10 protein-coding genes are annotated in these 11,997 nt (G+C 71.8%); all 10 read right to left on the bottom strand.

The genetic code is table 11. The features are described from left to right. Positions 1–72: 72 nt before the first annotated feature. Complete coding sequence (gene rho, locus WD250_07895; protein ID MEX2620127.1) at positions 73–1,740, bottom strand: transcription termination factor Rho; 1,668 nt, start codon at positions 1,738–1,740, stop codon at positions 73–75. A 10-nt stretch (positions 1,741–1,750) separates the two neighbouring features. Beyond that, complete coding sequence (locus WD250_07890) at positions 1,751–2,767, bottom strand: hypothetical protein (GenBank protein ID MEX2620126.1); 1,017 nt, start codon at positions 2,765–2,767, stop codon at positions 1,751–1,753. An 83-nt stretch (positions 2,768–2,850) separates the two neighbouring features. After that, a complete protein-coding gene (locus WD250_07885) occupies positions 2,851–4,218 on the bottom strand; it encodes a hypothetical protein (GenBank protein MEX2620125.1) in 1,368 nt (455 codons plus the stop codon). Positions 4,219–4,235: 17 nt separating this feature from the next. Continuing rightward, complete coding sequence (locus WD250_07880; protein ID MEX2620124.1) at positions 4,236–5,057, bottom strand: metallophosphoesterase; 822 nt, start codon at positions 5,055–5,057, stop codon at positions 4,236–4,238. 65 nt (positions 5,058–5,122) lie between these two features. After that, on the bottom strand, positions 5,123–6,058 hold the full coding sequence (gene thrB / locus WD250_07875) for a homoserine kinase (GenBank protein ID MEX2620123.1): 936 nt from the start codon (positions 6,056–6,058) through the stop codon (positions 5,123–5,125). Beyond that, the gene (gene thrC, locus WD250_07870; GenBank protein MEX2620122.1) at positions 6,055–7,137 is read right to left on the bottom strand and encodes a threonine synthase; all 1,083 of its coding nucleotides are present in this window, start codon (positions 7,135–7,137) and stop codon (positions 6,055–6,057) included. The genes thrB and thrC overlap by 4 nt, the downstream gene beginning before the upstream one ends. After that, entirely contained in the window at positions 7,134–8,447 is a 1,314-nt protein-coding gene (locus WD250_07865) for a homoserine dehydrogenase (protein ID MEX2620121.1), read from the bottom strand. The genes thrC and WD250_07865 overlap by 4 nt, the downstream gene beginning before the upstream one ends. 22 nt (positions 8,448–8,469) lie before the next feature. Then, the gene (gene lysA / locus WD250_07860; protein MEX2620120.1) at positions 8,470–9,780 is read right to left on the bottom strand and encodes a diaminopimelate decarboxylase; all 1,311 of its coding nucleotides are present in this window, start codon (positions 9,778–9,780) and stop codon (positions 8,470–8,472) included. Beyond that, positions 9,777–11,378 (bottom strand): arginine--tRNA ligase, encoded by a 1,602-nt coding sequence (argS, locus tag WD250_07855; protein MEX2620119.1) that lies wholly within the window; start codon positions 11,376–11,378, stop codon positions 9,777–9,779. The genes lysA and argS overlap by 4 nt, the downstream gene beginning before the upstream one ends. Then, positions 11,375–11,752: a response regulator gene (locus tag WD250_07850; protein MEX2620118.1), complete on the bottom strand. Its 378-nt coding sequence runs from the start codon at positions 11,750–11,752 to the stop codon at positions 11,375–11,377. The genes argS and WD250_07850 overlap by 4 nt, the downstream gene beginning before the upstream one ends. Positions 11,753–11,997: the final 245 nt, after the last annotated feature.

The raw sequence follows: 11,997 nt of genomic DNA, 5'->3' as shown, positions 1-11,997 counted from the left end.
GAACGAGGCTGAAGCGCGATGGTACCAGCGGGTGGTGGCGATGCCGTGGGCCTGGCAGGCCCCGGCCGCGGATCACTGGTGGAGGTTGGACTTCTGGATCTGGACCAGGAACTGGTTGTTGCTGCGCGTCGACTTGATCTTGTCGATGAGCAGCTCCAGCGCCGCGGGGCCGTCGAGGGCGTGCAGGACGCGGCGGAGCTTCCAGGTGATCATCAGCTCCTCCTTGTCGATCAGCAGCTCCTCCTTGCGGGTGCCGCTCGCCTCGATGTCGATCGCCGGGAAGATGCGCTTCTGCTCGAGACGCCGGTCGAGGCGCAGCTCCATGTTGCCGGTGCCCTTGAACTCCTCGAAGATCACCTCGTCCATCTTGGAGCCGGTCTCGATCAGCGCCGTCGCGATGATCGTGAGGGACCCACCACCCTCGATGTTGCGGGCAGCGCCGAAGAAGCGCTTCGGCGGGTACAGCGCCGTGGAGTCCACGCCGCCGGACATGATGCGCCCCGACGCCGGTGCCGCCAGGTTGTACGCGCGAGACAGACGGGTGATCGAGTCGAGGAGGATCACCACGTCGCCGCCCACCTCGACGAGCCGCTTGGCCCGCTCGATGGCCAGCTCGGCGATCGCGGTGTGGTCGTCGGCAGGACGGTCGAACGTGGAGGCGATGATCTCCCCCGGCACCGACCGCTGCATGTCGGTGACCTCCTCCGGGCGCTCGTCGACCAGCACCACCATGACGTGGCAGTCCGGGTCGTTCTGGGCAATCGCCTGCCCGAGCTCCTTCAGGATGGTGGTCTTACCGGCCTTGGGCGGGGAGACCACGAGGCCGCGCTGGCCCTTGCCGATGGGGCTCATGAGGTCGACGATCCGCATGGAGATCGGCCCGTCGGGGGTCTCCAGGCGCAGCCGCTCGTCGGGGAACAGCGGCGTCATGTCCTTGAACTCGGGACGGGACGGGAAGTTGCCGTGGTCGTCGGGCGTCGTGCCGTTGACCGACTGCACATGGTGCAGGCCCGGCACCTTGTCGCTGGCCTTCTGCTGGCGGATCGGCCCCTCGACGACGTCACCACGGCGCAGGCCGTGACGGCGCACCTGGCTCTGGGAGACGTAGACGTCGCTGTCGCCGGCCAGGTAGCCGGTGGTGCGCAGGAACCCGTAGCCCTCCGGCAGGATGTCGAGCACGCCGGTGCGCACCTCGCCGACCTCGCCCCCGGCCTGCTCAGGGTCCGACCGGCCCTTCTGCTGCGGCTGCTGGGCGGGCGCCTGGCCGCCGGTCGGACCGCTCTTGCCACGACGTCGTTCACGACGACTGCGCCGCCGACGGCTCTGGCCGTCGCCGTCCCCCTGGTCGTCGTCGTCTCGCTGCTCGGTGCGGTCCTGCCGCGCCTCCCGGTCCCGCTGCTCGGCGTCAGGTGGGTCGTCGCCACGGCCACCGCGGTCACCGCTGCCATCCCCGTCGGGCCCCGGCTCGTCGGCACCGTCACGCTCCCGGGTGCGGGTGCGCACCCGGGTCCGGACCTCATCACCGTTGTCGGCCCCGCCGGCCTCGCGGCCGTCGGCAGCCGGGGCGGGGCGGGCGCCGTTGCCGCCCTCGCCTCCGGGGGCCTGCTGACCGTTGGCCGCGCGGATGATGGCGTCGACAAGATCGGCCTTCTTGAGCCGCTGGTAGCCACGCATGTCGAGTTGCGCGGCGATGCTCTTCAGCTCGGTGAGCGGCTTCGTGGCGAGGACGCTCGGGTCCATCGGCGTGCTCCTATCGTGCCTGGGGGTTCGTGCCTGGGGATGGTGCGTTCACAGTCGGTCGCTGCGCCGCCGGCCCGTCACTGTCGCCCGGCTCATCGGACGTCCGGCGGCTCGGGAAGTCCGTCGTCGCGGAGACGACGAGCTCCATCACCCGGGACACCGTGGCGTCCAGGCTGTAGCTCGGCACGACGGGCACGCCGTGCTCGAGCGCGAGCGCGCGCACGTAGTCCTGGACGGTCCGGATCGAGTCGAGGCGCTGCAGGTACCGGTTCTCGGTAGCGCCCTGGGGTGGGTCAGCCCTCGGCCCGGCACGCCCCCTGCCCCGCGCGTCCTGCGCCCGGGCGACGAAGTGGCTGCGGTGGATCTGCTCGTCGTCGACGGTGATCACCATGGGGGCGATGACCGCCTCGTCGGTTCCCGGCAGCTGCAGGGCCCCGGGCACCAGGTGCGCGCCCTCGACGACGAGGTCGGTGCCTTCGAGCACGGCCCGGCGGATCACCTGGCTGACGCCCACCGACACGGCCTGTACCTGCTGGCGGAACCCGGCGATGACCGGATCGACCCCGCCGGGCAGGTCGGGCAGCGTGCTGCTCACGTCGAACGACGACGAGTGCAGGCTCGGCATCATCTGCCGGGTGAAGATGCCGCGCATGACCTCCCGGATCGCGTCGGTGGAGACGATGCGCACGATGCCGAGGCGGCCGGCGACGGTGGTCGCGACCGTGGACTTGCCCACACCGGTCGTACCCCCGATCAGCACGATCAGCGGGACCGGCCGGTCCTGGGCGCGCTGCCACAGCCGGTAGTTCTCGGCGTACCGGGGACCGACCTCCTCTTCAAGGACGCCGGCGGCCAGGTCCCGCAGCTCGGCGGTGGAGATGTCGGTGCGGGACTCGGCGTGCAGGCGCTGCTCGATGGTCTCGGCGACAGCGAAGGCGCGGTGCGGCGGCAGTCCTGCCGCCATCACCGAGGTGGCCATGAGCCCCTTGGAGTACGGCAGGCCGGCCTTCCCGTCACGGATGGTCACGTGACGGCTGGGGCCCGGTGGCCTTCGCCCTGCCCGCTCCTGGATGTCCATCACTACTCGGCGTGCCCCGTTCGAGACTGTCGTCAGCCGGCGAAACGCTCGTCGGCCAGTCGGCCAAGCTTGCGGATTGCGTCTTCGAGCCTGCCCTCACCCTCCTCGCCGACGGCGACCGGCCGGTTGTCGCAGAACACCACGCGCGCTCCCCTGGCAGTAGCGACACGAACCGCGACGTCCACCGCAGCGGCCTTCAACTCGACCAGCAGGACATCGAACGCGTGCGCCTGCAGATCAGCGCGCAGGGCTTGCCGGTCGGCGAGATGGCTGCTGGTTGCGACCACCTCGCAGCCGAAACGGTCCTGCAGGTCAAGTGCCAGCGACGTGCTCACGTCATCAGGTGCAGTCGTCGCGAAGAACACGCGGGCGCCGGTCACCGGACCAAGCGGTACAGGACGGAGGACTGTGCGCACGATTGGCGTCTGTCGCGAAGTGCTGCGGAGGACCGCGAGAACGGCCTCCATACGGTCCGGAGAGGCCCTCGGCGGTTCGGACATTGTAACCACTACCAGGTCGGCCAGCAACAGGCGGTACGTGCCCAGATAGCCCCCGAGCAGCTCGGGATCGGCGTCGGCGGGGACGACCAGGACGGTCGCGTCGGCGTGCGCCGGCGGCACGGCAGCGCCGCTGCCCTCGAGCACCGTCATGTCGCCGGGCATCTGCTCGGCCGCCCGGATGGCCTCGGCGACGTTGGAGTAGCCGACCGCTCCGGCGAGTCCCCCGCCACAGCGCCGCGCCCCGACGGTCGCAGCCCCTGTGGTGGCGGCATCCTCGTAGAAGTCACTGGCGGCGTGGGCACCCTGGTCGGCGATGGACAGCAGGTGCGCCGGACTGACGTCACCGCCCGCGGGGATCACCAGGGGGTCGGGCGGGCCGCCGCGTCCCATCGCGACCACCACCGGCGTGCGCCCCTCGGTGACGAACGTCCGCACGATCTCGCCGCACACCGCCGTCTTGCCGGTCCGTTTGCCCGTCCCGATGACCGCCACGGTCGGCCGCACGGCGACACGCGGGCGCGGCGGGGGGGTGAACCGGAAATCCGGCCCCTCGACCGGCACCCCGGCGGCCAGGGCGTGGCTGACCAGATGCATGCGACTGCGGGCGTCGAGCACGGGCTCGTCGGAGAGGTCGACGACCAGGTCCGGGCGCTCACGGTCGAGCACGCGCCGAAGGGCGATCGCCGCCGCAAGCCGGTCGCCCGGGCGTTCGACCCACTCGGCGGGCACGCCGACGTCGACCACCGCACCGTGACCGGCCACCTTCTCCGTGCCGCCGAGCAGCAGCGCGGCGACGGCCCGGATGCCTCTGGTCGCCAGGTCGGCGACGGCGGCGCGGACCACGGGCGGGTAGTGCTCGCCGTCGACCAGCACGACAGCCCTGCGGTCGGGACTAGCCACTCACGACGCCACGACGCTCAGCTCGGCTCTGCGGCGACCGGCGCAACCTCGTCGTCGTCCGGGATCAGCGGTGCCGCGAAAAGCGGCTCGAACTCGCGGTGGTACTGCTCGCCGGTGCGCGCGTTCCAGTGGGCGATCAGCCTGCGCTCGCCGTACGGGAGACGGCGGTGGATGCGCACCTGCCCCTGCTCGTACTCGACGACGGCGTAGGAGGGCCGGCCGTTCCCGCGCAGCTTCAGGCTCGAGCAGGTGCCGGCGTTGGCGAGGTAGAGGTGCTCCAGGCGCCACACGTGCGGCACGTGCTTGTGGCCGTTCAGCACCAGGTGCACCCCCGCACCGAGCAGCAGCTCCAGCACGTCACCGGCGTCCTGCACGGTGCTGCGCTCCCGGCCGGTGCCGGGCAGGGGGATGAGGTGGTGGTGCACCGCGAAGATCTTCAGCTCGGCCTTGCAGTCGAAGGCCTGGCGCAGCCAGTCGTAGTGCTCGCGGCCGAGCTTGCCCTCGTTCAGGTCCGGCTCCGAGGAGTCCACGCCGACGATCCGCACCGGTCCGACGTCGCGGATCCAGTAGCGGCGTCCCCAGATGCGCTCGAAATGCACGTAGCCCACGTTGCGGCTGTCGTGGTTGCCCGGGAGCATCATCAGCGGTTGGCGGATCTGGCTGAGGTAGCCGTCGGCCGCCTTGTACTCGCCCGCCAGCCCGTTGTCGGTGATGTCCCCGGTGCACAGGACGGCATCCGGGTCGAGCTCGTCGATCTCGACGAGCACCCGGTTGAGGAGGTTGGGCACGAAGTGCGGGGACCCCACGTGCGGGTCCGAGAAGTGGGCGATGGTGACCATGGTTGGGGGGCATCCCGTCGTCGCTGGCTGCTGCTCGCTGCGGTGCGCTCCGACTGCACTCAACCCTATCCGACGCGGCCGACCTCACCGACCACCACGGGCCCACGGACAACCGCGCCCGCGCGGTCCCACCGGGCGGGCGTCACGGCCCAGCCGTCCCCGGCTGTCGACCGGATGAGCGCGACCGCGGCCTCGTCACCGGCGGCCACGACGGCCAGGACGCTCGGGCCGGCACCGGACAGACACGCACCGAGGCCCGCGGTCCGCAGGGCCCCCACCAGCCGGCCGCTTTCCGGCATGGCGGTGAACCGCGCCGGCTCGTGCAGGACGTCGGTCATGGCTGCCGGCTCCCAGGCGGCGGCGCCGGTCAACCCGGCGAGCACGACCGCGGTGCGGGCGCCATTCGCCGCCGCGTCGGCGTGGGGCACCGTGTCGGGCAGGAGCGTGCGGGCGGCCGTGGTAGCAAGGCGCGCCTCGGGGATGCAGAGGACCGGCCGGAGGGACTCGGCCGGCTGCAGGCGGACGAAGCGGTCGCCTGCGCACACCACGAGGCCGCCGAGCAGCGCCGCCGCCGCGTTGTCGGGATGACCCTCGAAGGTGGTCACCAGGTGGATGAGGTCCGCGTCGCTGCCACCCCCGCGGAGACACTCGCGCGCGAGGGCCACACCGGCGACGGCGGCGGCGGCGGAGGATCCCATGCCGCGCTCCAGCGGGATGGCGCTGGACGCCCGCAAGCTCACGTCGGGGGCCGCTGATCCCACCCAGTCGCAGTACGCCGCGAAGGACCGCCACACCAGGTTGTCGTCGCCGGTGGGCAGCTCGTCGGCACCGCAGCCCTCCAGCAGGACCCGCTCGTCCCCCAGCGTGGTCGTCCAGACCGACAGGTGCACGTCGAAGGCGACAGCCAGCGCGTCGAACCCCGGCCCGAGGTTGGCGCTGGTGGCCGGAACGGAGACCCCGACCGGGGCAGGCGTCGCGGCGGGTCCGTGGCCCGCGGTCACGTGTCGAGCCCCAGCAGCTCGGCCGCGGCCTCGACGTCGGGCGCGATCACCGGTGGCACCGCTGCACCGGAGATCGCCCAGTCGGGCTCCTTCAGGCCGTGGCCGGTGAGCACGCAGACGACCGTCTGGCCGGCGACGAGGCCGCCCGCCTCGTGCAGCTGCAGCAGGCCGGCGATGCTGGCGGCCGACGCCATCTCGCAGAAGACCCCCTCCCGGGCGACCCGTCGGTAGGCCCGCAGGATCTCCCGGTCGGTGACCGCCTGGATGGACCCGCCGGACTCGTCGGCGGCCGCGAGCGCCTGCGACCACGAGGCCGGGTTGCCGATGCGGATCGCGGTCGCGATCGTCGACGGCTGCTCGACGACCGCGCCTCGCACGATGGGGGCAGAGCCGGCGGCCTGGTAGCCGCGCATGACCGGCAGCGCCTCGATCAGCCCGTCCGCCTGATACTCCCGGTAACCGCGCCAGTAGGCCGTGATGTTGCCGGCGTTGCCGACCGGCATGACGTGGACGTCGGGCGCGCGTCCCAGAAAGTCGCAGACTTCGAACGCGCCGGTCTTCTGCCCCTCGATGCGCAGGGGGTTGACGGAGTTGACGAGCTCGACGGGGTACTTCTCGTGCAGCGCGCGGCAGATGTTGAGCGCGGCGTCGAAGTTGCCATCGAGCTGGATGACCTGCGCGCCGTGGACGAGGGCCTGGGCGAGCTTGCCGAGAGCGATCTTGCCCTTCGGCACGAGCACCCCGCACACCAGCCCGGCCTTGGCGGCGTAGGCGGCCGCGGAGGCCGAGGTGTTGCCCGTGGACGCGCAGATGACGGCCTGCGCCCCGGCCGCACGGGCCGCCGAGATCGCCACCGTCATCCCACGGTCCTTGAACGACCCGGTCGGGTTGGTGCCCTCGAACTTCAACCACACCGCGCAGCCGGTGGCCTCGGACAGGTCCGCGGACGCGATCAGCGGCGTCCCACCCTCGCGGAGGGTCACGACGTCGCCGTCACCGAACGGCAGCCGGTCGCGGTACTCCTCGATCACGCCGCGCCACTGCCGGTCGCGGCCGTGCGGGTTCACCGTCGCGCTCAAACCTCGCCGCCCTCGACCCGGATGACGCTGGCGACCGCGCGCACCATGGGCAGCTCGCGGAGCCCGTGGAGGGTGGCCTGTACGTCGCGCTCCGTGGCCGCATGGGTGATCAGCAGCAGCTGCGCGGTGTCGCCTGCGCCCTCCTGCCACACGCTCTTGATCGACACGTCGTGCTCGCCGAACGTCGCCGCGACGGCCGCGAGCACGCCCGACTGGTCGAGCACGTCGAGCAGGATGGAGAACTGCACCGTGTTCTCGTCGAACGGCCGCAGCGGCTTGTCGGCCATCACCCCGCCGGCGCCGGGCCGTTCGCCCGACAGCAGCGCCCGGGCGACGGTGACGATGTCGCCGACGACCGCGCTGGCGGTGGGCAGCGAACCGGCGCCGCGACCGTAGAACATGAGGTCGCCGACGGCCTCGGCCTCCACGAACACGGCGTTGAAGGACTCCCGCACGCTCGCGAGCGGGTGGGTCGCGGGGATGAGGGCCGGGTACACGCGCGCCCCGATCGTCCCGTCGACCTGCTCGGCGATGCCGAGCAGCTTGATCACGTACCCCATGCGCCGGGCGTGCGCGATGTCGGTGGCGGTGACCGCGGTGATGCCCTCGCGGTAGACGTCCCCGGCCACCACCTTGGCGTCGAAGGCCAGCGACGCCAGGATCGCGGTCTTGGCTGCGGCGTCGAAGCCCTCGATGTCCGCGGTCGGGTCGCGTTCGGCGTACCCGAGCCGTTGGGCCTCGCCGAGCGCGTCGGCGAAGGATGAGCCCTCCTCGGTCATCTTGGTGAGGATGTAGTTGGTGGTGCCATTCAGGATGCCGAGCACCTTGCGAACCCGGTCGCCTGCCAGGGACTCCCGCAGGGGCCTGATGATGGGGATGCCACCGGCCACCGCCGCCTCGTACTCCAGCCGGACGCCCCTCGTACCGGCCAGCGCGAAGAGGTCCGCGCCGAGGGTGGCGATCAGCTCCTTGTTCGCGGTGACGACGCTCTTGCCGGCCTCGAGTGCCTCGGCGATCAGCCCCCTGGTGGGCTCGATGCCGCCCATGACCTCGACGACGATGTCCACGGAGGGGTCCGTGGTCACCGCGTGCGGGTCAGCCGTGAGCGCCAGACCCTCGACCGCACGGTCGCGGGACAGGGTGCGCACCGCGACCGGCCCCACCTCGAGGCGGGCGCCGATGCGGCCCGCGATCTCGTCGGCGTGCTCCCGCAGCAGGCGGACGACCCCCGAACCCACGATCCCGCATCCGAGCAGGCCGACCGTCAGGGTCTTGGGCGTGCTGTCGTCAACTCCGTCTGTGGCTGGCACGTCCATAGTGTAGGACCCGTGCTCACGAGCCCAGGGGGATGTCGAGCGCGACGACGTCCTCCAGGGTCTCCCGGCGCACGAGCAGCTGGGCGGTCCCGTCCCCCACGAGCACCAGGGCAGGGCGCGGGAGGCGGTTGTAGTTGCTCGCCATGGAGTAGGCGTACCCCCCGGTGGCCGCGACCGCGAGCAGTCCCCCCTCCGCGACCCCGGGGTCCAACCAGACGTCACGCCCGAGGACGTCACCGGACTCGCAGTGCTTGCCGACCACCGTGACCTGCTCGGCGGCACGCCCCTGATCACGCTGGCCGGCTGGGGCGAACGTGTACCGGGCACCGTAGAGGGCGGGGCGGGGGTTGTCGCTCATCCCGCCGTCGACGCTGACATAGGTCCGCACCCCGGGGATGTGCTTGCGGGTCCCCACCCGGTACAGGGTCACACCGGCGGGGCCCACGATCGACCGTCCCGGCTCGACCGCCAGTCGCGGGAGCGGCAGGCTCCGGCGGTCGCACTCCGTGCGGACCGCGGTGTGCAGCGCCTCGGCGTACTCGGCGACGTCGAGGGGGGCGTCGCTGTCGACGTAGGCGATGCCGAGCCCGCCACCGAGGTTCAGCTCGTCCAGAAGCACCGCGTGGCGCTCGCGCACGTCGTCGAGCAGCCCGACCAGCGCCACGACCGCGGCGCGGAACGCCTCGGTCGCGGTGACCTGGCTGCCCACGTGGCAGTGCACGCCCCGCAGGTCCACGTGGGGCAGGGCGATCACCCGCTCCACGGCTTGGTGCGCGAGCCCCGCGGAGAGGGTGAAGCCGAACTTCGAATCGTCGTCGCCGGTGCGGATGAAGTCATGCGTGAGCGCGGTCACCCCGGGCGTCACGCGCAACAGCACCCCGAAGTCGCGATCGCAGCGAGCGCCGATGCGTGACAGCCGTTCGAGCTCGGTGAAGCTGTCGACGATGATGCGCCCCACGCCGAGGCGGGCAGCCTGCTCCAGCTCGACCTCTGACTTGTTGTTGCCGTGCAGGACGACGCGGTCCATCGGGAACCCGGCGCGCTCCGCCGTGTGCAGCTCCCCCCCGCTTGCCACGTCCAGGTGCAGGCCCTCGGCATCGGCGAGCTGCAGGACGCCGACCACGCACAGGGCCTTCGCGGCATAGGTGATCGCCACGCCGTCGCCGAACGCCTCGCGGTACGCGCGCATCCGGCCCACGACATCGGCGCGATCCAGCACGTACAGCGGTGTGCCGTGCTCGCGGACCAGGTCGTCGACGGCGACGCCACCCAGGCGCACCAGGCGGCCGGCCGCGAAGTCGGCCGTGCGCGGCCAGACGACGCTCACATCCGGTCCGGCGCGCTCACGCCGAGCAGGCTCAGGGCGTTGACCAGCGTCTGGCGGGTGGCGACGCACAGCCAGAACCGGGCCTTCGTCAGCTCGGCGTCGCCACCGACGACCTGGCACTCGGTGTAGAACTTGTGGAAGCCCTCGGCCAGGTCCTCGGCGTAGTGGGCGACGCGATGCGGGGCGCGCAGCTCGGCTGCCCGCGCCACCGTCTCGGGGTAGGCGCCGATGCGCCGGATCAGCTCCTCCTCCGCCTGGTGGGTGAGCCGGCCGAGCTCAGCGTCGTCCACGGTCCCCGGGACGACCCCCCGTTCGGTGGCCGTGCCCATGATCCCGGCGATCCGGGCGTGGGAGTACTGCACGTAGTAGACCGGGTTCTCGCGGTGCTGGCGCACGACCGCGGCGATGTCGAAGTCGATGGTGACGTCGGGCGAGAAGCGCAGGAGGGTGTAGCGCGCCGCGTCGGCGCCCACCTCCTCGATCAGCTCGTCGAACGTGACGATGTCACCGCTGCGCTTGCTCATGCGCACGACCTCGCCGTCGCGGTAGAGGTTGACGAACTGGTGGAGCACGACCTCCAGGTGGCCCGCGGGCAGGCCGGCAGCGGCGGCGATCGCCTCCAGCCGGGCGACGTAGCCGTGATGGTCGGAGCCCATCACATAGACGAGCTGGTCGAAGCCACGCTCGAGCTTGTCCACCAGGTACCCGCAGTCGGCGGCGAAGTAGGTGGCGGCCCCGTCCGCCTTGACCAGCACCCGGTCCTTGTCGTCGCCGAAAGACGTGGTGCGCAGCCAGACCGCCCCGTCGGCGTCGTACACGTGCCCGCCCGCGCGCAGCTTGGCGATGGCCGCCTCGATACGGCCGGACTGGTGCAGGGAACGCTCCCCGAAGTACACGTCGAACTGCACCCCGAACCTGGCGAGCGTCGCCTTGATCCGCGTGAGCATGCGGGTGTAGGCGGCGTCCGTGACGTCGTCGGTCTCTCCCGCTGCGATCAGCTCCTGGGCCAGATCGACGATGTAGGCGCCGTGGTAGCCGTCCTCCGGCGGCTCCTCGCCGCGCATGACCGCGGCGACGCTCGCACCGAACCTGCGCATCTGGCCGCCGGCGTCGTTGAAGTAGAACTCCCGCGTCACCGTCCAGCCGCTGGCTTCCAGGAGCGCCGCGATGGCATCCCCCAGCGCCGCCTGGCGGCCGTGGCCAACGTGCAGGGGACCGGTGGGGTTCGCGCTGACGAACTCCACGTTGACCTGGCCACCGGGGCCCGCGTCCGGCGCCCGCCCCCAGCCCTCCCCCTGGGCGACGGCCTCGCGCAGGATCGCCTCCAGGGCGCCGTGGGAGAAGCGGAAGTTGACGAAGCCGGGACCAGCGACCTCGGCGGCCGCGACGCCCGCGGGCAGGGTCAGATGATCGACGACCGCCTGGGCGATCTCACGGGGTGGCCGCCCGACCGGTTTGGCCAGCGTGAGCGCCACGTTGGTCGACCAGTCACCGTGGGCGCGCTGGCGCGGTCGCTCGAACTGGGGGTCCGCCGCCGGCAGGCCCGCGGCGACCAGCGCCTCGCGGACCAGGCCCGCCAGCGCCTCCGGTCCGGTCACGAACCGCTCCTGGCCTCGAGCAGACGGCTGATCAGCTCCATGAGGTCGATCGGATCGAACGGCTTGGTCACGTACGCGTCACCGCCGAGGGCCTGGCCCTTGCGCACGTCCGCGTCCATGGCTCGCGCGGACAGGAAGATGATCGGGATGTCGCGGGTGGCCTCGTCGCTCTTCAGCGCCTCGGCGACCTGCCAGCCGTTCACGTTCGGCATCATCACGTCGAGCAGGATCAGGTCCGGGGGCTCGGCGCGCACCTTGTCGAGCGCGTCCTGCCCGTCGACGGCCATGACGACCTCGTGGCCCTCCATCTCGAGATTCACCTCGAGGAGGCCACGGATCACGTGGTCGTCGTCGACCGCCATCACGCGTGCCACCGCTGCTCCTCGTTCGTCGGTCCGCACCGGGATGCTAGACCGGTCGGACCACCCTCCGCAGAAGGTCAGGGCGGATCGTCACCTCGGGCGCTTCGCCAGACGGCGGGAGCGCCCGAGTGCTCGAGCGTCGTCGGCAGGTAGCGCGGGACCTCTGCTACCATCGATGGGGACTGAGACCCCGCCCGCGTAGCTCAGGGGATAGAGCGTCTGCCTCCGGAGCAGAAGGCCGTAGGTTCGAATCCTAC

The sequence above is a fragment of the Egibacteraceae bacterium genome (assembly GCA_040905805.1).
GTDB lineage: Bacteria > Actinomycetota > Nitriliruptoria > Euzebyales > Egibacteraceae > DATLGH01.
This window is presented reverse-complemented; position numbering and strand designations above follow the sequence as displayed.

Bases quoted from the DNA above. Each gene is read 5' to 3' on its own strand.
- WD250_07880 (MEX2620124.1), bottom strand. From the start codon at position 5,057: ATGGTCACCATCGCCCACTTCTCGGACCCGCACGTGGGGTCCCCGCAC.
- rho (MEX2620127.1), bottom strand. From the start codon at position 1,740: ATGGACCCGAGCGTCCTCGCCACGAAGCCGCTCACCGAGCTGAAGAGC.